Raw genomic sequence first — 25,601 nt, 5'->3', positions numbered from 1 at the left:
GTGGTCGACGTCACGACGCGCATGCGGCTGCCGGGCAGCGGGGAGCCCGGACGCAGGTCACAGTCGAGTGCGACACAGACTCGTCGGGTTCTGCACCCACCACCCCCGGAGCCACCACACGTGAGATTGACCCGCTCGTCCGCAGTCCTCGCCGTGATCGGCGTGCTGCTGGTCGTCGCCGCAGCGATCGTCCGCTTCGTCGTCGTCCCCTCGGCCACCCAGCTGCCGGAGGACCTCGACGTCACCCTCGAGTTCGAGGGCACCTACAACGGGATCAACCCGGCCGTCCTCTCGGGCGGAGCGACCGAGGTGCTGGCCCGGGACGTCCCCATCGAGGCGACCCGCAACGTCTCCGCCGGCGACGTCGACGGCGGCAGCGAGATCGTGACGCGCACCGACGAGCGCACCGTCGGCACCGCTGAGCCGGCGATCACCGAGGTCAGCTTCAACGTGGACCGCGAGACCGCCGAGGCCGGCCCGGCCCCCGCCGGTGCCGACGACGTGCAGGACGCCGAGGGTCTGGTCTTCACCCTGCCCGTCGACCCGTCCACCGAGGAGGGCACGTACGAGTACTGGGACCAGTACACGCTGCAGGCCGCCCCGGTGACCTTCGAGGGCGAGGAGACCTTCGGCGGTCGTGACGTCTACCGCTACGAGTCGCTCTCCGAGGGCGAGCTGGCCGACCCGGCCGCGCTGAACCTGCCGACGTCGCTGCCCAAGGAGACCCTCGCCGCGCTCGCCCCCGGCCTCGACGGCCTGGTGTCGCCGGAGCTCCTGGCCGCGCTGCCCGCGGTGCTGCCCTCGCTCCCGGCCGAGATCCCGATCGCCTGGACCTCGCGCACCACGACCTTCGTCGACGCCGACCAGCAGCTGGGCGCCACCATCGCCGGCGGCAGCATCCAGGAGATCACCGGCTCGCTGGACCTCGGCGTGACGACGGTCGACGTCCCGTTCGCGACGATCGACATCTACTCGACCGACGACTCCATCGAGGACCGCGGCGACGAGGTCGCCGACCAGGCGCAGCTGCTGACCCTGGTCGGCACGGTGCTGCCGATCGCGCTCCTGGTCATCGGCCTCCTGCTGGTCGTCGCCGCCCTGCTGCTGGCCCGCCGGGCCGCCGGCCGCACCGCTGCGGCGGACCGGACGGGCGTGCACACCGCCTGACCTCCCGCACGCGGACGGGCCCGGCCCCCAGGAGATCTCCTGGGGACCGGGCCCGTCGTGGTGTCGGAGCGCCGGTCAGGCCACCGGCGCCGGCAGGTCGACCAGCTCCGCGAGGCGGGCCCGGTGCGCAGCCGGCGTGCCGAAGGCGATCTGGTCGGCCTTGGCGCGCTTCAGGTAGAGGTGCGCCGGGTGCTCCCAGGTCATGCCGATGCCGCCGTGCAGCTGGACGGCCTCCTCCGCGGCCTTCACCGCGACGTCGGAGACGAACGACTGCGCCACCGCGGTGGCCACCTCGCTGTCCGGGTCGCCCTGGGCCGTGGTGGCCGCGGCGTACCGGGCCGCGGCACCGGCGGACTCGACCGCCGCGTACAGGTCGGCCAGCCGGTGCTTGATCGCCTGGTAGCCGCCGACGACCCGGCCGAACTGACGGCGGTCCTTGAGGTAGGTGATCGTCGTCGTCAGGCACCACTGCGCGACGCCGTACTGCTCGGAGGCGAGCAGCGCGGCGCCGACCTCCAGGGCGCGGCGCACGGCGTCGGCACCGGCGGAAGCGCCGAGCAGCTCCTGCCCGGCCACCCCGTCGAGGGTGACGTCGGCGAGCTGGCGGGTCATGTCCAGCGAGACGACGGCGTCAACCTGCGCGTCGGCAGCCGGGACCGCGTACACGGCCGTGCCGCTGCCGGTGCCGACCGGGACCAGCAGGACGTCGGCCTCGACCGCGCCGGCGACGCTGCGCGCGGTGCCGCTGAGCCGGCCCTCGCCGTCCACGGTGAACGCGGTGCGCTCCTCCCCCGGCCCGGCCGAGAGCGGCAGCACGAGGGCGGCGGTGCGCTCGCCGGCGGCGAGACCCGCGAGCAGCTCGTCGGCCGCGCCGCCGGCCTCGGCGGCGAGCAGCACGGTCGTGGCGACGACGCTGCTGGTCAGGAACGGCACCGGGGCCACCGCGCGGCCGAGCTCCTCGAGGACCACAGCGGCCTCGCGGGCCGAGGCGCCGGCACCGCCGCGCTCCTCCGGGATGAGCAACGCGGCGAGGCCCAGGTCGGCGGCGACGGCGCGCCACAGCGGGTCGACGAGCGAGCGGTCGCCGTCGTAGGTGCCGGCGACGGCGTGCGGCTCGCTGCGCGCGGCGACCAGGTCGCGGACGCTGCTGCGCAGGTCGTCCTCGACGTCGGTGTAGAGCAGGTTCAGGTCGCTCATCGGGGCAGGTCCTTCCAGGCGATGCCGGTGTCGACGCGCGGCTCGGAGGGCAGTCCGAGCACCCGCTCGGAGATGACGTTGCGCAGGATCTCCGAGGTGCCGCCCTCGATGGAGTTGCCCTTGGCGCGCAGGTAGCGGTAGGTGGCGTCGCGGCCGGTGAAGTCGACGTGCTCCGGGCGCTTCATCGTCCAGTCCGATGCCCGCAGGCCGTCCTCGCCGAGCAGCTCGAGCTCCATGCCGCTGGCCTCCTGGGCGATGCGGGCGAAGGTCAGCTTCATCGCCGAGCCCTCGGGACCGGGCTCGCCCGCGGCCAGCTTCTGCCGCAGCCGCTGGCCGGTCACCCGGGCGACCTCGTTGTCCACCCAGAGCCGCAGCAGCTTGTCGTGCTGGCCGACGCCGCGCCTCTCGGGGTGCTCGCGCCAGCTCTTGGCCAGGACGCCGACCATCCCGCTCTCCCGGCCGCCGCCGCCACCGCCGATGGCGACGCGCTCGTTGTTCAGCGTCGCGGTCGCGACCTTCCAGCCCTGGCCCTCGTCGCCGAGCCGCTGGCTGTCGGGGATGTGCACGTCGGTCAGGAAGACCTCGTTGAACTCGGCCTCGCCGGTGATCTGGCGCAGCGGCCGGACGTCGACGCCGGGGGCGTCCATGTTGCACAGGAAGTAGCTCAGCCCCGCGTGCTTGGACACCTCGGGGTTGGTGCGCGCGACCAGGATCGCCATCTGCGCCTTGTGCGCGCTCGACGTCCACACCTTCTGGCCGTTGACCACCCAGTCGGCCCCCTCACGGACCGCGCGGGTGCTGACGGCGGCGAGGTCGGAGCCGGCGCCGGGCTCGCTGAACAGCTGGCACCAGATCTGCTCGCCGGTCCACAGCGGGCGGAGGAACTTCTTCTTCTGCTCCTCGGTGCCGAACGCGAGGATCGTCGGCGCGGCCATGCCCAGGCCGATGCCGTTCCCGCGCGGGTTGTTGTCCGGCGCGCCGGCCTTGGCCAGCTGCACCTCGACCTGGGTCTGGAAGGAGCGCGGCAGGCCCAGCCCGCCGTGGCCCACCGGGAAGTTCACCCAGGCCAGGCCGGCGTCGTACCGGGCGCGGAGGAACTCCAGCCGGTCCATCGTGGTGTGGTCGTTGGCCGCGAGGAAGTCGCTGACCCGCTGGCGCAGGTCCTCCTCCACGGCTCGTGGATCGGTCGTGGTCATGGTGGTGCTCCCGTTCGGGGTCGGTGGTACGGGTCGGGGTCGGGCGCCGCTACTGCTGCGCGGCCACCCGGTCGGCCAGGAGCTGGGAGCGCCGGATCTTGCCGGCGTCGTCGCGCAGCGGTTCGGACACGAACTCGAACGTGCGCGGCTGCTTGTAGCGGACCAGCCGGTCGGCGAGGTACCGGCGCAGGTCGTCCAGGTCGACGGCGTCGACGCCGGGCGCCGGCTGGACGATGGCGTGCACGACCTGGCCGAGGTCGTCGTCCGGCAGGCCGATGACCGCGCTGGAGGCGACCTGCGGGTGCTCGTCGAGCGCGGCCTCGACCTCGGCGGGGTACACGTTGGAGCCGCCGACCAGCACCATGTCGGTCCGCCGGTCGGCGAGGTAGAGGTAGCCGTCCTCGTCCATCCAGCCGACGTCGCCGAGGGACTCCCAGTCGCCGCGGGTGCGGGCCTCGGCGCCGATGTAGCGGTACGAGGGCGGCTGCCCCTCGCCGCGGCGCATGAACACCTCGCCGACGGTGCCGGCGGGCAGCTGCTCGCCGTCCGGGCCGAGGATGGTGATCTCGCCGTAGAGCGTCTTCCCGACCGAGCCGCGGTGCGCCAGCCACTCGGTGCCGCTGATGACCGTGCCGGCCTGCGCCTCGGTGCCGGCGTAGAGCTCCATGAGCACCTCGCCGCCGACCCAGTCGATCCATGCCTCCTTGAGCCACGGCGGGCACGGCGCGGCCAGGTGCCAGACGGTCTCCAGCGAGGAGAGGTCGTAGCGGCCGCGCACGTCCTCGGGCAGCCGCCAGATCCGGCTCATCATGGCCGGGACGAGGTAGAGCCAGGTGGCGCGGTGCTGCTCCACGAGCCGCAGGACGGCCTCGGCGTCGAACCGCGGCATGAGCACCAGCGTGGAGCCGCCGAGCAGCCCGCCCATGGCGCTGGTGAACGGCCCGTTGTGGTACAGCGGGCCGGGCATGAGCAGCGTGCCGCCGGGCCGGTGCCGCCACACCGCTCCCCCGCCCAGCGGGTCGACGACGCCGGTCTGCCCGGAGACGATGAGCTTGGGCCGGCCCGTGCTGCCGCCGGAGGTGGGCGCCTTGTAGGCCGGGGCGATCGCGGGCGGCAGGGGGCTGTCGTCGTCGGAACCGGCGATCAGCTCGTCGACGTCGGCGATCGGCCGGTCCAGCGGGATGTCCCCGCGGGCGACGACCAGCGGCGGGTTCGCCAGCTCGACGACGCCCTGCAGCTCCAGGGGCGGCAGGGCTGCGGAGACCGGCTGCGGAACCGCGCCGATCTTCCACGCGGCCACGCACGCCTCGACGAACTCGACGCTGTTGGGCAGGCCGATGGTGACCAGGTCGCCGAGGACGACGCCGCGGGCGAGCAGGGCGCGGGCGAGCCGGTTGGTGCGGCGGTCGAGCTCGATCCAGCTGCGGGTGGTGCCCTCGCAGGCCACCGCGGGGGCGTCGCCGTACCGCTCCGCCAGCACGCCGATCTGCACCCCGATCGGCACCGGCTCCGGCAGGTCCTCCACACCGTCGACGGGCTGTGCGGACTCGGTCATCGGCTGCCTCCCGGGGGACGGACGGCCGCTGCAGCACCGCCGCGGACCGTGAGCGGGCTCACGACGCCCGGGCTCGTTTCGGACTGTAACGCAGGCCTCACCCGGCTCCGGCCGGGCCGACGCGCGACCCCTCCCCGCCGTCCTCCCGTCCCGCCGGCGACCTGAGCGGAAGCGGTCCGGCGGTGGGCGTGCGGGGCCGCGAGCGGGCGTCGAGCTCGGCCTGCCACTCCGGCGACGAGCGCCGGAAGGCCGTGGCCAGCACGCCCAGCGCGAGCAAGGCGAGGGCGACGACGAGGACGGCCAGCAGCGCGACGGCGAGGTCCTGCCAGCCGGCGAACGGCGGCACCGACGGGCTGCCGGGAACGGGCGCGGGATCGGGGAGCACGGGACGAGCGTGCGACCCGTCGGGGCCTCGTGCGGCCGTTCGCGCGCCGGCTCACCCGGGCGGGCGAACCGGCCGGCGTCGACCGGATCCCGCGTGCCGCCCCCGTCCGGGTGAACCACCCAGGGTCACCGGGCGAGCACGCTCCGCTGGTCCTAGCGTCGGAAGGGATCGACCGGACGCCGGGGGAAGCGGATCGCATGAGCATCGAACTGGACGTCGAGGGAACGGTGGGCGCCGGCGCCGGGCGGGCTCGCCCTAACGTCTCCGGGGACCTGCCGACCGTGCTGCGGGCAGCGCCCATGTTCGCGCGGGCGCTGTCCGGCTACGACCGCTTCCAGGTCGAGTCCTACGTCCAGTGGGCGGAGGACGAGCTGGCCGCCGCCGATCGCGAGCGCGAGCACCTGGTGGGCCGCCAGCTGGAGACCGCCGCCGCCCTGGCGGAGGCCCGCGAGCTGCTCGCGCACTCCCCCGGCGGCGGGGAGTACCTCGGGGCGTCCCGGCGGATCGGCGCGCTGCTGGCCGCGGCGGCCGACGAGGCCACGGCGCTGCGCGCGGAGGCGGCCGAGCAGGCCGCCGCCGAGCGCGCCGCCGCGGCGGAGGACCGGCAGGCGGCCGCGGCCGAGGCGCAGCGGCTGCTCGCCGAGGCCCGGCGCCGGGCCGCCGCGACCGAGGTCCTGGCCGACCGCTCGCTCGCCGCGGCGCGCACCGAGGCGGCCGCGATGGTCGAGCAGGCGACCGCCATCGTCGCCACCGCGCAGCAGGACGCCGCCCGCCTCCGAACCGCGGCCGAGGAACAGCTGGCCCGGGCGACCGCCGAGGCCGACCGGATCCGCACGCAGGCGGCCGGCGACGCGGTCGGAGCCCGCGCCTCGGCGCGCGCCGAGGCGCTCCGCGTGCTGGCCGCCGGCCACGCGGAGCGCCGGCGGGCCGACGCGGAGGCCGCGCGGCTCAGGCAGGGGCCTCCCCCGCCGCGGTGACCGCGGCGACCACCGCGGCGTACGCGCCGTCGGCCGCCGCGCGCATCTCCTCGTCCGTCCGGTCCTGGACCGGGTGCGGCACCAGGACGTACGGGGCGGGGAAGCCGAGGGTCGCGCTCTGCAGCCGGGCTGCCTCGTCGAACACCTCGCTGGCGAGGAAGACCCCCACCACTCCGCGGCGCTCCAGGTCTGCGATGTCATGCACACTGCACGACGTGCAGGAGCCCTAATCAGCGAGCGCCTCGATGACCACCTCGCACTGCTCGGCGATCTCGTGCCGCAGGTCGACCGGCGCCGTCCGGGTGAAGGTGGGCTTCTGGTACCGCCGCACCACCACGCCGTCGGCGGTGAGCAGCTCCTCGAGGCGGTCGAGGAAGACGTCCCCGCGGGGCTTGCTGATGTCGAGCAGCCCCACGGTGCGGCCGCGCAGCGACGCCGGGCGCGGCAGCAGCTCGCGCTCCGCCGTCCGCCGCTCGCCGGTCGGGTCGAGGACAGTTCTCATGTGCGCACCTCTCTGGTCACCGGGGCGCTCCCGGTGCTCCCGGACACCCAGCCGCCGACGATGGCGCTGAACAGCCCCGCGTCACCGCCGGCGTGCACCACCAGCAGCCCGCCCGGTCGGAACTTGGGCAGCTCGACCCCGGCCAGCCGCTCCTGGATCCCCTCCTCGATGCCGCCGGCGCCGCGGATGAGCTCGTCGGAGGGCAGGGTCAGCAGCGCGCCGATCTCGGCGACCAGCCGGTCGCGGTCCCAGCCGGCCTCGCGGAAGAGCCGGCCGTGCTCCGGGGAGACGATCAGCACCGCGTCGAAGGCCAGCGGCAGCTTCGGGTGACCGTTGACGCGGAGGCACGCCGCGAAGCTCCGGGCCAGCGACTCCGGCGTCCGGCTCAGCTGGTCGACGACGGGCTGCACGCCCGAGCCGGCGAAGACGGTGACCGCGTTGCCGGGGACGCCGCGGTCGGCCGCCAGCGGGGTGAACGGGCTGTCCTCCTCGCGCTCGGCGAAGCAGAAGCTGTACTTGCCCGGATTGCCGAGAGTGGCGCGGTCGATCTCGCCGGGCCGGCCGCCGCCCACGTTGCGGACGACGAGCTGCAGCGCCCGGCCGATGGTGGCGTTGGCGCGGTTGCCCTGACCGAGCGCGTTGACGCCGCTGTTCATGCCGATCCGCCGCGTGATCGGGCCGTTGACCACGATCATCGGCCCGGAGAAGTACGTCGTCGCCAGGAGGCCGTGCAGGCCGAACTCGTCCGCGGAGGCGGCCTCGAGGGCGGCCAGCACGACCGGGAGGTGCTCGGGCAGGCAGCCGGCCATGACTGCGTTGACCGCGACCTTCTCGACGGTGCACTCGACGAGGTCCGGCGGGACGACGGCGACGACCTCCTGCGGGTCGCGGGGCGTGCCGCGGAGCATGCGCAGCACCCGCTCCGGGGTGGGCGGGACGACGGGCAGGCCGTCGGTCCAGCCGCGGTCGTACATGGCCTCGTGCTCGTCCTCGAGGTCGGCGAGCTCGACCCGCCGGCTGCCCAGACCGGTACCGCCGTAGCGGGCCTCCAGGGCGTCGATCCGGTCCGGGTCCACCGACAGCGAGCCGCACCCGGGCCGGTGCTCGGGCAGGCCGGTGCCGAGGCCGGTGACGCCGGTCAGGCCCTCCCACTGCTCGCGGCTCCAACCGACGACGCGGGCGGCCTCCTCGCCGTCCTCGATCCGCAGGAGCGTCGGGACGGTCTCGATGTTCCACCGGTACGAGAGCTCGAGCTCGAGGTCCTCGTGCTCGAACCAGCCGGCGTCGTCCTGGCACCAGACGGTGGCGCCGAGTTCCCGCAGCACCGGCTCGACGAGGACGCAGGTGGGGCACTCGCGCTTCACCACGGCCACGAGACCGTCGGGGAGCTGCATGCGCCGGACCGTAGCGCACGTCACAGCGCGGGCGGTCCGATCCGGTGCTCGGCGAGCCCTGTCAAGGGCCGTCGCCGATCTGTGGACAGGCGTCTGACCTGGGGATTCATCTGGTCTCGTACTGCCGTTGGCGATACTATTCGCACATGTGTTCGACTGACTGTGAGACGCCGGTGGAGTGCCTGACCGGCGCCCTCACGGCTCTGGGCGGTCAGGACCTGAAGTCCTCGTTCGGGCCGGCGGTGATCGAGCGGACCGGGGTGCTGGTGCAGGCCCGCAACCGGCTGGACGCCGAGGTGTCGCGGACGGTGCGCGAGGGTGAGCTGACCCAGGCCTCCGAGCACGACGGCAAGGCGACGATGGCCTCCTGGCTGCGCGGGCACCACCGGCTGCCGCAGGGCGCGGCGGGCCAGCTGGTGCGCAACGGGCGCGCGCTGGAGCAGCTGCCGGCGCTCGCGGCAGCGGCGGCCTCGGGTCTCGTGCCGGCGGAGGCGGTGTCGGTGATCGCGCCGGTCGTGGCCGAGGTGAACCTGGCCCGCGCCGAGGCCCAGGGCGTGGACCTCGCCGAGATCGACCGGCTGCTCACCGAGGTCGCGGTGAGCGCCTCGCACGCGGATCTGCGGCAGGCCGTGGGGCACTACCTGGCGCGGCTGGACCCCGACGGCGCCGAACCGGATTCCACCGAGCAGCGGTCGCTGTCGTTCGCCAAGCACACCGACGGGACCCTGTCCTTCTCCGGCACCCTGGATGCGGTGGGTGGGGAGAAGTTCCAGGCCGCGATCGAGTCGATCCTGCAGGCCTCCCGCCCCGCCGGGGACACCCGCACCCGCGCCCAGCAGGCCGGCGACGCCCTCGTGCAGCTGTGCGACAACGCCCTGGCCTCAGGCAACCTGCCGGTACTGCGCGGCCACAAGCCGCACATCGGGGTGCTCATCGACCACGAGGACCTCATGGACACCTCGTCCGCCGCGGGCGTCGGCACGGGTGCCGGGCGCACCACCTTCGGTGGGCTGATCTCCGCGGCCAAGGCCCGCTGGCTGGCCTGCGACGGCGCCATCACCCGCATCGTCATCGGCCCCGAAGGCCAGCCCCTGGACCTGGGCCGCACCCACCGGGTGGTGCCGCCGCACCTGCGCCGCGCGGTCGAGGCGCGCGACGGGCACTGCGTCTTCGCCGGCTGCGACGCACCCAGCTACTGGTGCGACGTCCACCACCTCGTGCACTGGATCGACGGCGGCGAGACCTCGCTGCACAACTCCGGGCTGCTCTGCGAACGCCACCACACCAAGGTCCACCACGGCTTCCGGATAGAACGCCAACCCGACGGCCGATGGCGCACCTACCGCCCCGACGGCACCGAGATCCTCATCGGCGAACCGTTCCTCCTCTCCGCCTGACCTCCCGCCGGGACGTGACCCGGCTACCCGAGTTCGACAGCGAGCCGACCCTGCCCTGGCACCGGTATGCCGCCCGGCAGGGCCGGCTCGGCGGCGCGCCCGCACGCACGCAGCGGTCGTCTCCCGGGGAGGATGACCGCATGGCACTGGTCGGGGCGTACGAGCCAAGCACCGTGCCGTGGGTCCGGGAAGAGGTCGAGCACCTCGAGCGCACCGGCCGCGGGTTGCGCGGGCGCGACGTCGTCCTGCTCACCACCGTCGGCGCCCGCACCGGCCTGCTGCGGAAGACGCCGCTGATGCGGGTCGCCCACGCCGGCGTCTACGCCGCGGTGGCCTCCACGCGGGGCGGCGACGCGCACCCGCACTGGTACGTCAACGCGCTCGCCCACCCCGAGGTCGAGCTGCGCGACGGCGACCTCCACCTCTCCCTCGTCGCCCGCGAGGTGACCGGCACGGAGCGGGCGCAGTGGTGGTCGCGGGCGTGCACCACGTTCCCGTCCTTCGTCGAGTACCAGCGGCGGACCGGCCGACGGATCCCCGTCCTCCTGCTGGAACCGCCCGCCGCCTGACCCGCCGCGCCCACCGCCGAGCGGCGCCCGTCGGAGCAGCGGCGCTCGAGCAGCGGCGAGGGGCGCACCCGCGGTACCGGGCACGCCCCCCGCTCCCCCTCCGGCCGCAGCCGGCCCGACTCAGTCGGCCGGAGTCGGCTCCGCCCCGCCGTCCGCCCCGTCGTCCGGAGCGCCGCCCCACCGGTCGTGCGGGCCGCCGTCGGACCGCTCGTGCGCACCTCCCCGACCCGGCCCGCCCGGGCCGCGATCACCCGGCGCCGGCAGCGGGTCGTCCACCCGGTCGGTGATCCGCTGCTCGAGGTCGGCCAGCCGCTCGTCGGCCTGGTCCTGGGTGATCCGGCCGTCCTCGACCGCGGCGGCGATGCGCTCCTGCGCCGCGCTCACCAGCGCGTCGACGAGCGTCCCCACCGGCACGCCCTGCTCCTCGGCGACGTCGGCCAGCGTGGTGCCCTCGGTCTCCAGTGCGGCGCGCAGCTCGTCCTGCGTCATGCCCAGCGCCGTCGCGGCGGCGTCCAGGTCCGGGCCTCCGCCGCGGTGCCCGCCCCGGTCGCCGATGCCGGCATCGCTCAGGGTGCTCGCGACCTCGTCGGCCTGCTCCTGGGTGATCGACCCGTCGGACACCAGCCCCGACAAGGCGTCGGCGATCCGCCCGACCGCCGACCCGGCGGTGCTCCCCTCGTCGGCGACCGCCGGGACGGCGACCGCCAGTCCCCCCAGGCCCAGCGTCCCGGCGGCGGCGGCGATGATCAGCTTCTTGCGCATGGCGGCTCCTCGTCGTCAGCCGGCGTCCCCGGCTCCCGGGAGGAGCCTGCGGGCGCTTCCTGGCGCGGACCTGGCCCGCTCCCGTGCGCTCCCTGGGAAACGACTGCCGTGCGGGCTCAGCCAGGCGTCACCTCGTAGGTGTGCCCGGCGGCGCGCAGCCGCTCGACCAGGACGTCGCCCAGCGCCGTCGCCGGGGTGAGCGAGCCGGCGCGGTCGGGGAGCCGGTCGCCGTCCAACGCCAGGGCGAGCGCGGACTCCCCGAGCATCACCGCGGTCGCGGCGTAGCCGGGGTCGCCCTGCCCGGAGGCGACGGCGGTGTACCGGCGTCCGGACTCGGTGGTGGCGCTGACGTCCATCCGGAACCAGCCGGTGCGCCGCACCTCCTCGCTGGGGCCGTCGCCCGGCGCGGGCAGCACCCGGTCGAGCAGTCCGCGGGTCGGCCCGAACGACATCGCCGCGAGGGCCCCCGCCAACCCGGCGGTCACACCGGCGGCGGACACCGCACCCGCCGGACCCGAGCCCACGCCCATGACCTCGCCGTAGCTGAACTCGCGGCCGTACGCCCAGTCCTGCAGCGCGTTGCTGCGCCGCACGATCCGGGTGTTGAACGACGCCATCACGAACGGCGCCGCCCAGCGCCCGTCCGGCAGCCGCTGGGGCAGGCCGGCGTCGCGCGGCTGCTGCGTCTTCGGCTCGGCCGCACGGTCGTGGCTCAGGGCGAACGGGTGCCCGGCGACCTTGCGCAGCGACGGGTCCTTGCCGATCGCCTCGACCTGCGCACGCATGGAGTCGATCGTGCCGCCGCTGAACCCGCCCTTGAGCGTGGCGACGAGCTGCACGTCGCGCAGGCCACCCGCGCCGTCGGCGGCCGCGCGGGCCCCGAGCAGCATCGCGCTGAGGTCCGAGGGGATCGAGTCGTAGCCGCAGGCGTGCACGATGCGCGCGCCGGTGCCGCGGGCGACCGCGTCGGTCCGGTCGATCGCGTCGCGGACGAAGAGCACCTCACCGGTCAGGTCGGCGTAGTGCGTGCCGGCAGCGGCGCAGGCCTCGACCAGCGGCATGCCGTACCGGGCGTAGGGCCCCACCGTGGTGACGACGACGCGGGTGCCGGCGGCCAGCGCGGCCATCGACGCGGGGTCGGCGGCGTCGGCCTCGATCAGCGGCCAGTCGGCCGCTGCTCCCGGCAGCGCGGCCCGGGCCTCCTCCAGCCGCGCGCGGGAGCGCCCGGCCAGGCTGATCCGGACCCCGGCGGGAGCGTGCTCGGCCAGGTAGGCGGCGAGCAGCTTCCCGACGAAGCCGGTCGCCCCGAAGACGACGAGGTCGGAGTCGCGTGCGCTGGCGGTCATGGACGCAATGCATACCGGTCCGGCCGGACGTCGCGCACCCCGGAGGTCGCCGGACCGTCGGTGGGGGCTGCCACCATGGCCCCGTGCTGCTCGCCGAGGTCGTCGCCGCGTCCGCCCAGGTCGCGGCCACGCGCTCGCGCACGGCCAAGGCCGCCGCCATCGCGGCGCTGCTCCGCACCGCCGAGCCGACGGAGGTCGAGCCGGTCACCGCCTGGCTCTCCGGCGACACCGGGCAGGGCCGGCTCGGGGTCGGCTGGCGCACCCTCGCCCCGCGCACGGGCACCCCCGCCACCGAGCCCTCGCTGACCGTCGCGGCCGTCGTCGCCGCGCTCGGCGAGCTCGCGACGACGTCGGGCGCGGGATCGGCCGCCCGCCGGGACGCCGTCCTCACCGGGCTGTTCGCCGCCGCGACCGAGGAGGAGCAGCGGTTCCTGGTCCGGCTGCTCACCGGCGAGCTGCGGCAGGGTGCGCTTGAGGGCGTCGTGCTCGACGCAGTCGCGGCGGCCACCGACGTCCCGGCCGCGGCGGTGCGCCGGGCGTTCATGCTCTCGGGCCGGCTGCCCGCGACGGCGGCGACCGCGCTCACCGGGGGCACCGCAGCGCTGGAGGCGGTGCGGCTGGAGGTGGGCCGGCCGGGTGCGGCCGATGCTGGCCAGCCCGGGCTCGTCGCTGGACGCCGCCCTGGGGGACCTCGGTGACGATGTCACGGTGGAGTTCAAGCTCGACGGTGCCCGCATCCAGGTGCACCGCGACGGCGACGACGTCCGCGTCTGGACCCGCACGCTGCGCGAGATCACCGACGGCGTGCCCGAGCTGGTCGCGCTGGTCCGGTCGCTGCCCTGCCGCACCGCGGTGCTGGACGGCGAGACGCTCGCGCTGGACGACGACGGCCGGCCGCGCGCGTTCCAGGACACGATGAGCCGCTTCGGCAGCGAGACGGCGGACGAAGGCGTGCTGCTCAGCCCGTTCTTCTTCGACCTGCTGCACCTCGACGGGCGCGACCTGCTCGACGAACCGCTGGCCGAGCGGTTGGACGCGCTGGCCGGGCTGCTCGCCGACGACGCGCACGCCGCGCTGCGCATGCCCGGCACCCGCCGCCCCGACGCGGACCGGGCGGCGCAGGTGCTGGACGACGCGCTGACCGGCGGGCACGAGGGCGTCGTCGTGAAGGCGCTCGACGCGCCGTACGCGGCGGGCCGGCGCGGCAAGGCGTGGCAGAAGGTCAAGCCGGTGCACACCCTCGACCTCGTCGTCCTGGGCGCGGAGTGGGGCTACGGACGGCGCACCGGGACGCTCTCGAACATCCACCTCGGCGCCCGCGACCCCGACGGCGGCGAGCCGGTGATGGTCGGCAAGACGTTCAAGGGCATGACCGACGAGCTGCTGGCCTGGCAGACCGCCACCTTCCCCAGCCACGCCCGCGAGCGACCCGACTGGGGTGTGCTGCTGCGGCCGGAACTGGTCGTGGAGATAGCCGTCGACGGCGCCCAGCGCAGCACCCGCTACCCCGGCGGCGTCGCGCTGCGGTTCGCCCGCGTGCTGCGCTACCGCCCGGACAAGACCCCCGCCGACGCCGACACGATCGACGCCGTCCGCGCGCTGCTCGCGCCCTGAGCTAGCGCGCGGGCACCGCCGGGAACGGCTCCCAGCGGGTGAACCACTCGGTGGAGAGGAGCGCCGCGCGCGCCTCGGGCGGGGCCGCCGCGACCAGGCCGGGCACCGCCCCGCGCTCCACCTCGGTCCGGTGCGCCAGGATCGCGGCGATCTTCGCGTCCAGCCACGGCGTGACGTCGAGGTGGTCGGTGATCTGCTCCTCGGGGACGCCGTGCACCGCCCGCTGGGCGCCGACGACCTGCCGCAGCCCGGCGACGACGGGCTCCGGGTGGGTGGCCAGGAACAGCGCCTGCGGCCGCCAGGGCTCCCCGGCATCCGGGTACATCTGCTCGAGGCCGGCGGCCTGGGTCGCCAGCAGCGTGATCCGGTAGGTGTGCACGTGGTCGGCGTGCCCGGTCAGCCCGCCGTAGGCGTCGTGGGTGACCACCACGTCGGGCCGCACCTCCCGGATGTGCACGGCCAGGGCCCGGACCGCCTCGTCGAGGGGCGCGTCCACCAGGCGGGGCCGCCCGGGCGCGGACTCGGGCACCTGCCCGTCGGCGTAGCCGAGCAGCCGCGGCGGCTCCTGGACCCCGAGCAGCCGGACCGCCTCGGCCAGCTCGCCGGCCCGCGCCGTCCCCTCGGCCCAGGTCGCCGAGACCACGGTCGTCCGCGCGCCGGCGGCGGCCGAGCGGGCCAGCAGCCCGCCGGCGGAGATCGACTCGTCGTCGGGGTGGGCGAAGACGGCGAGCAGGCTCGGCTCAGCCACGCAGCGCCTCCCGCACGAAGGCCACGACGTCGGCGAGGACCTCGTCGCGGTTGGTCTCGTTGAAGATCTCGTGCTGCGCCCCGGGGTAGATGCGCTCGGCGTAGGTCTCGCCGCGCAGGTGCTCGACGCCCACGCGGGAGCCCTCGAGCGGGACCAGCCGGTCCCCCTCGCCGTGCGCCCACAGCAGCGGCAGCGCCCCGAGCGACGGCCCGTCCTGGATCGCCACCAGCGCCCGGACGATCGCCTCGAGGGTGGGCCGCCGGAACGGGCCGTGCCAGACCAGCGGGTCGGCCTCGTAGGCCGCGCCGACGGCCGGGTCGCGGGACAGCGTGCTGCTGTCCAGCGGGGTGTCCGGCAGCTCGGGCAGGTCGAGCAGCGCCGCTCCGCCCCACTCCCCGACCAGCGGGCCGGACAGCACGACCGCGGCCAGCGAGCCGCCGTACCGCTGCGCGTAGCGGGCCGCGATCAGCCCGCCCATCGAGTGCCCGATCAGCACGACCGGCAGCCCGGGGTGCTGCGCCCGCGCCTGCTCGTCGACGACGTGCAGGTCGTCGACGACCCGCTCGAAGTCGGTGATCACCACCCGGTCGCCGTCGCTCTTCCCGTGCCCGACGTGGTCGACGGCGAACACGGCCGCTCCGGCGTCCACCAGGGCGGCGGCGACGTGGTCGTACCGCCCGGTGTGCTCGCCGTAGCCGTGCGCCAGCAGCACCACGTGCGTGGGCGAGGCGCCCTCCCACGTCCGCCCGGCCAGCCGGCCGGCGTGCCCGTCGAGGCTCCACTCCCGCGCCGCGGTCATGCCGACGCCGCCACGCGGGGCGCGACCTCGGTGCCGAGCAGCTCGATGCCGCGCATCAGGTCGGCGTGCGCCAGCCGGGGGTTGGTCATCTGCAGCGAGATCCGGTCCACCCCGCCGAGCTGCGCCGAGATCCGCACCAGCTTCTCGGCGACGGTCTCGGGATCGCCCATGAAGAAGGCGCCGTTCGGGCCGCTGGTGGCGTCGAACTGGGCCCGGCTGGGCGGGGAGAAGCCGCGTTCGCGCGACACCTTCTCGAACATCTCGTGCCACCCCGGGTAGATGGTGTCCGCCGCCGCCTGCGTGCTCCCGGCGACGAAGCCGAACACGTGCAGCCCCACCTGGAGCCGCTCCGGCGGATGCCCGGCCTGGGCGCCGGCCCGGCGGTACAGGTCGATGAGCGGGGCGAACTGGCGCGGCTCGCCGCCGATGATCGCCACCATCAGCGGCAGGCCGAGCAGCCCGGCCCGCACGAACGACTCCGGCGTCCCGCCGACGCCCACCCAGATCGGCAGCGGGTCCTGCAGCGGACGCGGGTAGACGCCCTGCCCGTTCAGCGGCGGGCGGTGCCGGCCCGACCAGGTGACGCGCTCGGAATCGCGGATCTGCAGCAGCAGGTCCAGCTTCTCGGCGAACAGCTCGTCGTAGTCGGCCAGGCTCAGCCCGAACAGCGGGAACGCCTCGGTGAACGAGCCGCGGCCGACGACGAGGTCGATCCGGCCCTTGGCGATCAGGTCCAGCGTGGCGAACTGCTGGAACACCCGGACCGGGTCCGCGGCGCTGAGGACGGCGACCGCGCTGCCCAGCCGGATGCGGGAGGTGCGGGCGGCCGCGGCGGCCAGGATCACCGGCGGCGCGGAGTCGTAGTACTCCGGGCGGTGGTGCTCACCGATGCCGAACGAGTACAGCCCGACCCGGTCGGCGAGCTCGATCTCCTCGAGCAGGTGCTCCATCCGCTCCTCCGGCCCGACCAGGTGGCCGGTCGAGGGGTCGGTCACCGCCGCAACGAAGCTGTCGACGCCGAGGTGCATGGACCGTCCTTCCCGAGCCGGTGCCCGCGGGTGCGCCACGCGGACCGGCCCAGTCAAGCAGCACCGGCCGACGACGGCTGGACCACCGAGCGGCAGGCCCGAGGGCACCGTTCGTGCACGAACCGTCGTCCCGCGCGCCCGGAGACGACGGTTCGTGCACGAAACGCCGGATCGGGGGCACTACAGCCACCATGGCGACCGCGCGGCACGGCCACGACGCGCACGCCCCGCACCGGATCCCCGTGCGGGGCTGGCGTCAGGTGCTCGCCCGGGCCGCCCGGCACGTCCTCGACGACCGGCTGATGGCGCTGGCCGCGGCGGTCTCCTTCTTCGCGATCCTCTCCATCGCCCCGCTGCTGGTGACGGCGCTGTCGATCTACGGCGCGGTCAACACCCCGGAGCAGGCGCTGGACCAGCTCTCCTCGGTCGCCGAGGTGCTGCCGCCCCGGAGCTCGAGCCGCTGGTCGCCGAGCAGCTGACCACCATCACCACCGCCTCGACGCAGGTGCTCACCTGGCGCGGGCTCAGCGGGCTGGCCGCGGCGCTGGTCACCGCCACGACCGCCGCCACCTACCTGATCGACGCGCTGACCCTCGCCTACTCCGAGACCGAGACCCGCAGCTTCTGGCGGCGGACCGGCCTCGCGGTCACCTTCGTGCTCGGCGGCGCGCTCACCATCGGCGCGGTGCTCACCGGCACCGGCGCCCTGTCGCGGCGGCTGGACCGGATGCCCGATCCGCTGCGCCCGTTCGCGCCGGCCCTGCTCTGGCTGGCGCTGTCGGTCGTGCTCGCGCTCGTCCTCGCCGTCCTCTACCGGTTCGCGCCCGACCGGAAGCGGGCCCGCTGGCGGTGGATCAGCGTGGGCGCGGGGGTGGCGACCCTCCTGTGGCTGGTCACCTCGGTCGCGCTGTTCGCCTACGTGCAGAGCCTGGGTTCCTACGAGACGACGTACGGCTCACTCGGCGGCGTGGCGATCAGCATGTTCTGGCTGTGGCTCAGCGTCTTCCTGGTCATCGTCGGCGCGACGGTGAACGCGGAGAGCGAGCGGCAGACCGCGCGGGACTCCACGGTCGGGCCCGAGCGACCCCCGGGCGAGCGCGGCGCCGTCGTCGCCGACAGCGTCCCGCCGCACCCGGACGACGACGCCGGCAGCTGATCGCTCAGCGCGCGGCGGGCCGCAGGTGCTCGCCGAAGAACCGCAGGATCCGCGCCCAGGCGTCCTCGGCCGAGGGCTGGTGGTAGCTGAAGCCGGCCACCCGCTCGAGCACGCTGAACGGGCCGGCGTTGTGCCGGTTGAGGAAGGAGTGCCCGGCGTCGGGGTACTCCTTCACGTCGTGCTCGACGCCGAGGTTCGTCAGCGCGGTCTCGAGCTTCGCGGCGGCGCCCCGGAACATGACGTCGCGCCGGCCGTAGCTGGCGACCACCGGGCAGGCGCCGCCGAGCAGCTCCTCGGCGTTCGCCGGGACGGCGCCGTAGTTGGGCGCGGAGACGTCGAAGCCCTTGTTCGCGGCCATGAGCGCGAAGCCGCCGCCCATGCAGAAGCCCAGGATGCCGATCCGTCCGGTGCTGTCCGGGCGGTCGCGCAGCCACAGCCGGGTGGCCTCCAGGTCACCGAAGGCCGCGCCCTCGCCGCGCAGCAGCGCGCGGAACGTCGTCCGCAGGCAGCGCAGCGCGCCCCCGGCGGTGAACAGGTCCGGCGCGACCGCCAGGTAGCCGGCCGCGGCCATCCGGTCGGCCTGCTGCCGGGTGTCGTCGTTCAGCCCGAACGCCTCGTGGACGACGACGACCGCCGGCCACGGCCCCTCCCCCGTCGGCGGCACCGCGAGGTAGGCCCGCAGCTCCGGGGCGCTGGCGGCGCCGGGGATCGAGATGTCGGGCACGGGGTCTCCAGCGGGTCGGGGCGGGTGGTCAGCTGCCGGGGCGGAACGGGTTCTTGCCCGCCCGGAACAGCGTCTCCTGCGTGAAGCTGGCCGCGAGCGTGCCGCCGGCGGTGAAGATCGCACCGGTGTACCAGCCGCGTCCACCCGAGACCGTGCCCGGCTGCATGTCCATGAGCACCCAGTCGTCCAGCGGCGCGTGCCGGTGGAACCAGAGGGCGTGGTCCAGCGTCGGCCCCGGGCTCGCCTCGTCCTGCGGCATGTTGGCCAGCCCCGTGCCGATGTCGGACAGGTAGGTCAGCACGCAGGCGTGCACCAGCTGGTCGTCGGGCAGCGGCACCGTCGTCCGCGCCCAGAAGCGGGTCGGCAGCCGCCAGGACTCGTCGGCCTGCCCGGGCCGCCGGCTCTCCATCGTGAACAGCCGCGGCATCCCGTGGCTCGTCAGCGTCTCCGGCGCCTCGACGTCGGGCATCTCCTGCACGGGGATGTCGGGGCCCGCACCGCCGGCGTGGAAGGACGCCGCCATGCTGAAGATGACCTCGCCGCCCTGCACCGCGACGACGCGGCGGGCGGAGAAGGAGCCACCGTCCCGGTCCCGCTCGACGCGGAAGATCGTCGGCCGGGCGGCGTCGCCGCTGCGCAGGAAGTACCCGTGCAGCGAGTGCGGCAGCCGGCCCTCGCCGACGGTCAGCCCGGCGGCGAGCAGCGCCTGCGCGGCGACCTGCCCGCCGTACAGCGGGAAGGGGTCGGCGAAGACCAGCGTGCTGCGGTAGAGGTCGCGGTCGATCTCCTCGAGGTCGAGGACGTCGTGCACCGTCGGCTCGGACTCTGCGGGTGCCCCCGGCTCGCTGCGCACTGCGTTCTCCTCGGTCGATTCGGATCGCCGCCGCGACGATACGGAGGTGGGGTTGCGACGCACGTCACCGCCCGGCCAGCACACTGTCGCCCGACCCGTCCCAGAGACCCGGCGGTCGCCGCCGGCGAGAGGCAGTTGCTCCATGACAGGAACGATGCGTGCCCAGCGGTTCTACAAGGCCACCGGCGAGTGGGCGGTGGAGGACGTCCCGATCCCCTCACCCGGCCCCGGCCAGGTGCTGATCAAGGTCGCCTACTGCGGCATCTGCCACTCCGACCTCAGCCTGATCGACGGCGTGTTCGGCGGCCTGGGCACCCCCGACGTCATCACCCAGGGCCACGAGGCCTCCGGCACGATCGCCGAGCTCGGCGAGGGCGTCACCGGCTGGTCGGTCGGCGACCGGGTGATCCCCGCCGCCGGGCGCCCGTGCGGCACCTGCGCCAACTGCGTGCGCGGCCGGCAGTGCCTGAGCATCCAGCTCATGGCCTTCGCCTACGACGGCGCGTGGGCCGAGTACACGCTGGCCAGCGCGTTCGGCCTCACCGAGGTGCCCGACGGGGTGCCGATGGACCAGGCCGCGATCCTGGCCGACGCGGTCTCCACGCCCTTCGGCGCGGTCGTGCACACCGGGCAGGTCCGCATCGGCGAGGCCGTCGGGGTCTGGGGAGTCGGCGGCGTGGGCACGCACGTCGTGCAGCTCGCCCGGCTGGTCGGGGCCAACCCGATCATCGCCGTCGACCTCGAGGAGGAGGTCCGCCGGCGGGCGCTGGAACTGGGCGCCGACTTCGCCTTCGACTCCCGCGACCCCGACCTCGCGGCGAAGATCTCCGAGGCCACCAAGGGCCGGATGCTGGACGTCGCCTTCGACGCCGTCGGCCTCGCCGTCACCTTCGACCAGGGCCTGGCGTCGCTGGCCAACGGCGGGCGCGTGGTCGTCGTCGGGCTGAGCGGCGAGGAGGCCTCCCTCGGCAGCACCCTGGGCTTCGGGCTCTCCACGAAGCAGGCGCGGGGGCACCTCGGCTACCAGGGCACCGACATCGGGACGCTGGCCGAGCTGGTCGCCAGCGGCCGGCTGGACCTGTCCCGGTCGATCAGCGGCGTGGTCTCCCTCGAGGACGTCGGCGAGGGCATCCGCCGCCTCCAGGAGCGCGACGGCAACCCGATCCGGATCCTCGTGCAGCCCTGACGGACGGGGTCGATCGGCGGTGCGACGCAGGTCGCACCGCCGGTCGGTGCGACCATGGGGTGCCCGTGCGGGCCCGGTGAGCAGACGGCCCCGGGCATGAACCCGCCGCCCCCGCTGTTGATCGGAGCGATGGTCCGCCTGCGACGGCGTCGACCCCGCCCCTGCTCCGAACCCGTTCGAAGGACACTGCTTGCCCGAGATCCAGTCCACCCCCCTGCCGCAGACGGCCCGCCGTCGCGAGCGCTCCGCCGGCCGCCAGACCGCCGCCCGCGAGGCCGACCGCGCCGCCGCCCGCCAGGAGAAGCTGGCGCAGCAGAGCTGGGTCGAGGGTGCCGAGCCCGCGCTGCCGACCCGCAGCACCCGGCCCGAGGACGTCGTCTTCCACCTCGGCCCCACCAACTCCGGCAAGACCTACGAGTCGTTGCAGGCGCTGGCCGCCTCCGGCTCGGGCGTCTACGCCGCGCCGCTGCGCCAGCTGGCGCACGAGGCCTACGCCAAGCTCTCCGCCCTGCTGCCCGAGGGCACCGTCGGCCTGTCGACCGGCGAGGAGGAGATCGACCCGTTCGCGCCGATCGTCTGCTGCACCGTCGAGAAGGCGCCGCCGCGCGGCGAGATGCTCGTCCTCGACGAGGCGCACTGGGTCACCGACCCCGACCGCGGCCACCACTGGGCGCGGCTGCTGCTCACCGGCGAGTACCGCACGATGCACCTGATCAGCGCCGCCGAGGCCTACCTGGTGCTCAAGCCGCTGGTCTCCGACGCCGAGCACGTCGAGGTCGTCAACCACAAGCGGCTGTCCCGGCTCGACGTGCTGCGCGCCCCGGTGCGCCCCGAGGGCGTGCGCCCGCAGACGCTGGTCGTCGCGTTCTCCCGCAAGGCGGTCTACGCCGCGGCCTCCGAGCTCGACCAGCACCGCCCCGGCAAGGTCGGCGTGCTCTACGGCGCGCTGCCCCCGGCCACCCGCCGTGAGGTCATCGACCGGTTCACCGAGGGTGAGCTCGACGTCCTGGTCACCACCGACGTCATCGGGCACGGCATCAACGTGCCGGCCACCACCGTGCTGTTCGCCGAGACGACGAAGTTCGACGGCCAGGAGGTGCGGCCGCTGCGCACCTGGGAGGCCGCGCAGATCGCCGGCCGCGCGGGCCGCTACGGCCTCACCGGGCACGGCGCCGTCGGCATCCTCATCGGCGTCAGCGGCCTCAAGCCCCTGGCCGGGCTGGTCGCCAACGGTGCCGCCGTGGCCCGCGGCGACGAGATGAGCGACCTGCCCAAGCGCGCCCCGCGGCTGCGCCCCGAGCTCGAGGACCTCGGCGCCATGGAGGCCGTCGATCTCCCCGAGGCGCTCACCCGCTGGATGGCGTGGGCCCGGGCCGCGACCCGCGACCAGGCCATGACCGCCGACGACGTCACCAGCCTGGTGCTGCGGGTGCACGCCCTGCTGCCGCTGCTGCGCGGCCCGCTCGGCGCGGCCGGCGACCTGGAGACCGTGTGGCGGCTGGTCAACCTGGCCATCGACTACAACCCGCCGCGGCGCACCCGCTGGCTGACGCTGGCCAAGGCCGCGCTCCAGCACGCGGTCGGCATCCCGGTCCCGCCGGAGACGGTGCTGCCCGACGTCCCCCGCGGCGGCACCGTCGAGGAGTACGAGCAGGCCGCCGCGGCCGCCCGCGACGCCCAGACGCTGCTGCGCCAGTTCCCCGGCGTCGGCGGCCTGGACGGCGACGACGCCGCCTGGGTCGAGGAGGAGTGCGCGGAGATGATCACCGAGCTGCTCCCCGACGCGATCGCGCTGGGCCGGTCGGGCAAGTGCACGAGCTGCGGCTCGGCGATCGCCCCCTGGTTCACCACCTGCCGCCCGTGCAGCGGTGGTCCCGCCGGCCGCTCGGGCGGCAACCGCGACCGCCGTCCCGGTGGTCAGCGTTCCGCGGGCCGCGCGCTCGGCGGCCGCCAGGGCGGACCGCGCGGGCGCTCCCGCCGGGGCTGACCCCGCCGTCCGAGGCCGACCGGGCGCGCGGATGCAGCGTTCCCGACCTCGGGATGCCGCATCCGCGCGCCAGGTCGGTGCACGTCAGAGGTGCGGGCGGACGTTCTCCTGCCAGACGTCCCAGCCGACCCGGAGCACCAGCGCCCCGACGACGACGAGGAACGCGACGCGGATGAAGCCGCTGCCGCGCGCGGTCGCCGTCCGCGCGCCGAGGTAGCCGCCGACCATGTTGGCCGCACCCAGCAGCAGGCCCAGGCCCCAGTAGACCGAGCCGTGCGGCACGAAGAACAGCAGCGCGCCCAGGTTGGTGGCGCAGTTGACGATCTTCGCCTTGGCGCTCGCCTCCAGGAACGCATAGCCCAGCAGCGACACCATGGCGAACACGAGGAACGAGCCGGTGCCGGGCCCGAGGATGCCGTCGTAGAAGCCGATGGCGGCGCCGATGACCGCTGCCGTCCCGTGGTGGCGGCGGCTGCTGTGCCGCAGCGCGGTGACGTCGCCCAGGGCGGGCCGGAGCACGGTGAACGCCCCGATGCCGATCAGCGCCACCACGATCACCGGCTTGAAGACGCTCGCGGGCAACAGCGCGGCCACCGAGGCGCCGCAGAAGCTGCCCACGAGCGCGATGCCCGCCATCGGCAGCGCGGTCCGCAGGTCGGGGCGGACGCGCCGGTAGTAGGTGACGGCGCTGGTGGTCGTGCCGAACACCGATCCGAGCTTGTTCGTGGCCAGCGCCTGCACCGGGCTGATGCCGGGGACCAGCAGCAGCGCCGGAAGCTGCACCAGCCCGCCCCCGCCGACGACGGCGTCGATGAACCCGGCGGTGAGCCCGGCGAGCAGGACGAGCAGGAGGGTCGCGGTGCCGAGCCCGTCGGGCAGGACGTCCCCCGCGAGCAGCTCGCCCATCCCTCTCCCCCCGGAGCCCCGATCCGTCCGGCGGCGCCGGAGGCGGCGACCACTCCACCACGGCGGCCGCCTCCCCCGCGCACCGACCTAGGCTGCCGGCGTGGAGGTCTGGTTCAACCCGTCGTGCTCCAAGAGCCGCGCCGCCCGCGAGCGGCTGGCCGACGCCGGCGTCGAGGTCGCGCTGCGCCGCTACCTGGACGACCCGCCGACGGAGGCCGAGCTCCGGGAGGTGCTCGCCGCGCTCCGGCTCGACCCGTGGGACATCACCCGCACCGGCGACCCGCTGGCCCGCGAGCTCGGGGTGCGCGACCTGCCCCGCGACCCCGACGTCTGGCTCCGGTTGCTCGCCGGGCACCCGGCGCTGATCCAGCGGCCGATCGTGCTGGCCGGCGACGGGCGGGCGTGGGTGGCCCGCGACGACGAGACGCTCCGCGAGATCACCGGCGGCTGACCGCGGGACCGGGCGCCGTCAGCCGGCGTCCGCCCAGGAGCCGACGACGGAGACGTCGAGCGGGAAGTCGACCGGGAACTCCCCGAACAGCAGCCGGCCGGCCGCGGCAGCGGCCTCCCGCACCGCCTCGCCGACCGCGTCGGCCAGGTGCTCGGGGGTGTGCACGACCACCTCGTCGTGCAGGAAGAACACCAGGTGCGGCCGGGCGGTGAGCTCGCCCTCCCCCAGCTGCCAGAGCCGGTTGCGCAGGTCGGCCAGCCAGCACAGCGCCCACTCCGCCGCCGTGCCCTGGACGACGAAGTTGCGGGTGAACCGGCCCCACGCGCGACGCTGGCGGTCGCGGTCCTCGCGGGAACCGCCGTCGTCGGGCGCCTCGCCGAGGTCGGCGCCGTCGGCCCACCCGGCCGCCGGCAGCGGTGAGCCGCGGCCGAGCAGGGTGCGCACCACCTCGCCGCGCTCGCCCGCCCGCGCCGCCTCCTCGACCAGGCCGATGGCGCGCGGGTAGCGCCGGGTCAGCCGCGGCATCATCCGGCCGCTCTCGCCGCGGGTGGCGCCGTACAGGGCGCCGAGCATCCCGACCTTGGCCTCCGCCCGGCTGCCGACGACGCCCGCCGCGACGATGCCCTGGTAGAGGTCGGCGCCGCGGGCCGCGTCGGCCATCGCGGAGTCCCCGCTCATCCCGGCCAGCACCCGCGGCTCGAGCTGGGCGACGTCGGCGACGACGAACCGCCACCCCTCGTCGGCGATCGCGGCCGGGCGCACCTGCACCGGCATCGACAGCGCCCCGCCCCCATTGGACGCCCACCGCCCGGTGACGACACCGCCGGGCACGAACCAGGAGCGGAACCGGCCCTCGCGCACCCAGGCGTCCAGCCACGCCCAGCCGTTGGCGGTGAGCAGCCGGGAGAGCTTGCGGTACTCGAGCAGCGGCGGCATCGCCGGGTGCTCGACCTGCTCGAGGGTCCAGGAGCGGGTGTCGGGGACCGGCAGCCCCGCCGCCCGGAGCGCCCGCAGCAGATCGGCCGGCGAGTCGGGATTGAGCCCGGGGGCGCCCAGCGCGTCCCGGATCCGGGCGGCCAGGCGCTCCAGCGCGGCCGGGCGCTGCCCCGCCGGCGGCCGCGGCCCGAGCAGCTCGGAGAGCAGCCGGTCGTGGACGTCGGCCCGCCACGGCAGGCCCGCGTACGTCATCTCGGCTGCCACCAGCGCGCCGGATGACTCCGCGGCGAGCAGCAGGGCCAGCCGCCCGCGCTCGGCGGAGGCGGCCAGCACCGCCTGCTGGCGCTCGTGCTCGGCGACCGGGTCCAGCCGGTCCGCGGGGTCGTCGAGCGGGAACAGCCCGGCGTCGACGGCGGTCACCGGCTGCAGCGCGTCCCAGCCCGGCGCGTCGTCGGCGGCGAGCAGCCCCCGGTCGGCGAACGGCGAGCGCCGCAGCAGCGCGTGGCACAGCCGCAGGTCGGTGCAGCGCGCGACCCGCACCCCCGCGGCCAGCAGCGCCGGGTACCAGCGCGTGGTGTCGTCCCAGACCCAGCGCACCGGCTCCGGCCCCGCCTCCCGGGCGGCCACGGCCTCCGGCAGCGCGTCGGCCGGCACCCGGAGGACGCCGTCGTCCGCCCGGAGCTCGACCTCCTCGCCGCGGCGCACGAGGACGATCCGGTTCACCCCCGCAGTCTCCTCGACGGGTACGACTGCGGGGCTCCGCGGC

At 75.4% G+C, this 25,601-nt stretch carries 25 protein-coding genes and 1 pseudogene; 11 read left to right on the top strand and 15 right to left on the bottom strand.

What is annotated here, in order from left to right; genetic code table 11:
* The first annotated feature begins 120 nt into the window (after positions 1 to 120).
* A complete protein-coding gene (locus tag JKP76_RS13770) occupies positions 121 to 1,167 on the top strand; it encodes a porin PorA family protein (protein ID WP_200491556.1) in 1,047 nt (348 codons plus the stop codon).
* Positions 1,168 to 1,242: 75 nt separating this feature from the next.
* Here JKP76_RS13770 and JKP76_RS13765 read toward each other — a convergent pair whose 3' ends face one another.
* The 4 genes from JKP76_RS13765 to JKP76_RS13750 all read right to left on the bottom strand — a co-directional run bounded on the left by JKP76_RS13765 (position 1,243) and on the right by JKP76_RS13750 (position 5,500).
* A complete protein-coding gene (locus JKP76_RS13765) occupies positions 1,243 to 2,364 on the bottom strand; it encodes an acyl-CoA dehydrogenase family protein (RefSeq protein WP_200491555.1) in 1,122 nt (373 codons plus the stop codon).
* The gene (locus JKP76_RS13760; RefSeq protein ID WP_200491554.1) at positions 2,361 to 3,560 is read right to left on the bottom strand and encodes an acyl-CoA dehydrogenase family protein; all 1,200 of its coding nucleotides are present in this window, start codon (positions 3,558 to 3,560) and stop codon (positions 2,361 to 2,363) included. The genes JKP76_RS13765 and JKP76_RS13760 overlap by 4 nt, the downstream gene beginning before the upstream one ends.
* Positions 3,561 to 3,609: 49 nt before the next feature.
* Entirely contained in the window at positions 3,610 to 5,115 is a 1,506-nt protein-coding gene (locus JKP76_RS13755; RefSeq protein WP_200491553.1) for an AMP-binding protein, read from the bottom strand.
* A gap of 97 nt (positions 5,116 to 5,212) precedes the next feature.
* Positions 5,213 to 5,500, bottom strand: a complete 288-nt coding sequence (locus tag JKP76_RS13750; RefSeq protein WP_200491552.1) for a hypothetical protein — start codon at positions 5,498 to 5,500, stop codon at positions 5,213 to 5,215.
* Positions 5,501 to 5,697: 197 nt separating this feature from the next.
* On the opposite strand from JKP76_RS13750, the gene JKP76_RS13745 reads away from it, so the two are divergent.
* Positions 5,698 to 6,477: a hypothetical protein gene (locus tag JKP76_RS13745; RefSeq protein WP_200491551.1), complete on the top strand. Its 780-nt coding sequence runs from the start codon at positions 5,698 to 5,700 to the stop codon at positions 6,475 to 6,477.
* On the opposite strand, the pseudogene JKP76_RS22990 reads toward JKP76_RS13745, so the two are convergent.
* Both JKP76_RS22990 and JKP76_RS13730 read right to left on the bottom strand, forming a co-directional pair.
* Positions 6,449 to 6,979, bottom strand: a pseudogene (locus JKP76_RS22990) (UGSC family (seleno)protein). The gene JKP76_RS13745 and the pseudogene JKP76_RS22990 overlap by 29 nt on opposite strands.
* Positions 6,976 to 8,373 (bottom strand): thioredoxin family protein, encoded by a 1,398-nt coding sequence (locus tag JKP76_RS13730; RefSeq protein WP_200491548.1) that lies wholly within the window; start codon positions 8,371 to 8,373, stop codon positions 6,976 to 6,978. Before JKP76_RS13730 ends, JKP76_RS22990 begins: the two are co-directional and overlap by 4 nt.
* A 146-nt stretch (positions 8,374 to 8,519) precedes the next feature.
* Here JKP76_RS13730 and JKP76_RS13725 point away from each other — a divergent pair, with 146 nt between their 5' ends.
* Both JKP76_RS13725 and JKP76_RS13720 read left to right on the top strand, forming a co-directional pair.
* Complete coding sequence (locus tag JKP76_RS13725; protein WP_200491547.1) at positions 8,520 to 9,770, top strand: HNH endonuclease signature motif containing protein; 1,251 nt, start codon at positions 8,520 to 8,522, stop codon at positions 9,768 to 9,770.
* Between the two features lie 140 nt (positions 9,771 to 9,910).
* The gene (locus JKP76_RS13720; RefSeq protein ID WP_200491546.1) at positions 9,911 to 10,339 is read left to right on the top strand and encodes a nitroreductase family deazaflavin-dependent oxidoreductase; all 429 of its coding nucleotides are present in this window, start codon (positions 9,911 to 9,913) and stop codon (positions 10,337 to 10,339) included.
* Positions 10,340 to 10,459: 120 nt separating this feature from the next.
* On the opposite strand, the gene JKP76_RS13715 is transcribed toward JKP76_RS13720, so the two are convergent.
* Positions 10,460 to 11,101 carry a hypothetical protein gene (locus tag JKP76_RS13715; RefSeq protein WP_200491545.1) on the bottom strand — a complete coding sequence of 214 codons (642 nt, stop codon included), beginning with the start codon at positions 11,099 to 11,101 and terminating at the stop codon, positions 10,460 to 10,462.
* Positions 11,102 to 11,217: 116 nt separating this feature from the next.
* Positions 11,218 to 12,447 (bottom strand): trans-acting enoyl reductase family protein, encoded by a 1,230-nt coding sequence (locus JKP76_RS13710; protein ID WP_200491544.1) that lies wholly within the window; start codon positions 12,445 to 12,447, stop codon positions 11,218 to 11,220.
* A gap of 83 nt (positions 12,448 to 12,530) precedes the next feature.
* Between JKP76_RS13710 and JKP76_RS21160 the strand changes: the two genes are divergently transcribed.
* Positions 12,531 to 13,145 (top strand): hypothetical protein, encoded by a 615-nt coding sequence (locus JKP76_RS21160; protein WP_309232988.1) that lies wholly within the window; start codon positions 12,531 to 12,533, stop codon positions 13,143 to 13,145.
* Positions 13,093 to 14,061: a hypothetical protein gene (locus JKP76_RS21155; RefSeq protein ID WP_242471945.1), complete on the top strand. Its 969-nt coding sequence runs from the start codon at positions 13,093 to 13,095 to the stop codon at positions 14,059 to 14,061. Before JKP76_RS21160 ends, JKP76_RS21155 begins: the two co-directional genes overlap by 53 nt.
* A gap of 1 nt (position 14,062) precedes the next feature.
* Here the strand turns inward: JKP76_RS21155 and JKP76_RS13700 are convergent, their stop codons facing one another.
* The 3 genes from JKP76_RS13700 to JKP76_RS13690 are packed head-to-tail and all read right to left on the bottom strand — an operon-like array spanning position 14,063 to position 16,636.
* A complete protein-coding gene (locus tag JKP76_RS13700) occupies positions 14,063 to 14,809 on the bottom strand; it encodes a PIG-L deacetylase family protein (RefSeq protein WP_200491543.1) in 747 nt (248 codons plus the stop codon).
* Positions 14,802 to 15,608 carry an alpha/beta hydrolase gene (locus JKP76_RS13695; RefSeq protein ID WP_200491542.1) on the bottom strand — a complete coding sequence of 269 codons (807 nt, stop codon included), beginning with the start codon at positions 15,606 to 15,608 and terminating at the stop codon, positions 14,802 to 14,804. Before JKP76_RS13695 ends, JKP76_RS13700 begins: the two co-directional genes overlap by 8 nt.
* Positions 15,605 to 16,636, bottom strand: a complete 1,032-nt coding sequence (locus JKP76_RS13690; RefSeq protein WP_200491541.1) for an LLM class flavin-dependent oxidoreductase — start codon at positions 16,634 to 16,636, stop codon at positions 15,605 to 15,607. Before JKP76_RS13690 ends, JKP76_RS13695 begins: the two co-directional genes overlap by 4 nt.
* A 191-nt stretch (positions 16,637 to 16,827) precedes the next feature.
* On the opposite strand from JKP76_RS13690, the gene JKP76_RS22580 reads away from it, so the two are divergent.
* Positions 16,828 to 17,115, top strand: coding sequence for a YhjD/YihY/BrkB family envelope integrity protein (locus tag JKP76_RS22580; RefSeq protein WP_255522729.1), 288 nt, complete (start codon positions 16,828 to 16,830; stop codon positions 17,113 to 17,115).
* Positions 17,116 to 17,141: 26 nt separating this feature from the next.
* On the top strand, positions 17,142 to 17,792 hold the full coding sequence (locus tag JKP76_RS13685; protein ID WP_309232987.1) for a YihY/virulence factor BrkB family protein: 651 nt from the start codon (positions 17,142 to 17,144) through the stop codon (positions 17,790 to 17,792).
* 4 nt (positions 17,793 to 17,796) lie between these two features.
* On the opposite strand, the gene JKP76_RS13680 is transcribed toward JKP76_RS13685, so the two are convergent.
* Both JKP76_RS13680 and JKP76_RS13675 read right to left on the bottom strand, forming a co-directional pair.
* Entirely contained in the window at positions 17,797 to 18,516 is a 720-nt protein-coding gene (locus JKP76_RS13680) for a dienelactone hydrolase family protein (RefSeq protein WP_200491540.1), read from the bottom strand.
* 28 nt (positions 18,517 to 18,544) lie between these two features.
* Positions 18,545 to 19,369 (bottom strand): acyl-CoA thioesterase domain-containing protein, encoded by an 825-nt coding sequence (locus tag JKP76_RS13675; protein WP_309229733.1) that lies wholly within the window; start codon positions 19,367 to 19,369, stop codon positions 18,545 to 18,547.
* A gap of 154 nt (positions 19,370 to 19,523) precedes the next feature.
* On the opposite strand from JKP76_RS13675, the gene JKP76_RS13670 reads away from it, so the two are divergent.
* Together JKP76_RS13670 and JKP76_RS13665 are read left to right on the top strand one after the other, a co-directional pair.
* Complete coding sequence (locus JKP76_RS13670; RefSeq protein ID WP_200491539.1) at positions 19,524 to 20,555, top strand: zinc-binding dehydrogenase; 1,032 nt, start codon at positions 19,524 to 19,526, stop codon at positions 20,553 to 20,555.
* Between the two features lie 190 nt (positions 20,556 to 20,745).
* Positions 20,746 to 22,542, top strand: a complete 1,797-nt coding sequence (locus JKP76_RS13665; RefSeq protein WP_242471944.1) for a helicase-related protein — start codon at positions 20,746 to 20,748, stop codon at positions 22,540 to 22,542.
* A gap of 84 nt (positions 22,543 to 22,626) precedes the next feature.
* Here JKP76_RS13665 and JKP76_RS13660 read toward each other — a convergent pair whose 3' ends face one another.
* Entirely contained in the window at positions 22,627 to 23,448 is an 822-nt protein-coding gene (locus JKP76_RS13660; protein ID WP_200491538.1) for a TSUP family transporter, read from the bottom strand.
* A gap of 100 nt (positions 23,449 to 23,548) precedes the next feature.
* Here JKP76_RS13660 and JKP76_RS13655 point away from each other — a divergent pair, with 100 nt between their 5' ends.
* On the top strand, positions 23,549 to 23,899 hold the full coding sequence (locus JKP76_RS13655) for an ArsC/Spx/MgsR family protein (protein WP_200491537.1): 351 nt from the start codon (positions 23,549 to 23,551) through the stop codon (positions 23,897 to 23,899).
* 18 nt (positions 23,900 to 23,917) lie between these two features.
* Here JKP76_RS13655 and JKP76_RS13650 read toward each other — a convergent pair whose 3' ends face one another.
* Positions 23,918 to 25,558, bottom strand: coding sequence for a bifunctional 3'-5' exonuclease/DNA polymerase (locus tag JKP76_RS13650; RefSeq protein WP_200491536.1), 1,641 nt, complete (start codon positions 25,556 to 25,558; stop codon positions 23,918 to 23,920).
* Between the last annotated feature and the right edge of the window lie 43 nt (positions 25,559 to 25,601).

Origin of the sequence: Blastococcus sp. TML/C7B (genome assembly GCF_016612845.1) — a bacterium.
Taxonomy (GTDB): domain Bacteria; phylum Actinomycetota; class Actinomycetes; order Mycobacteriales; family Geodermatophilaceae; genus Blastococcus.
This window is presented reverse-complemented; position numbering and strand designations above follow the sequence as displayed.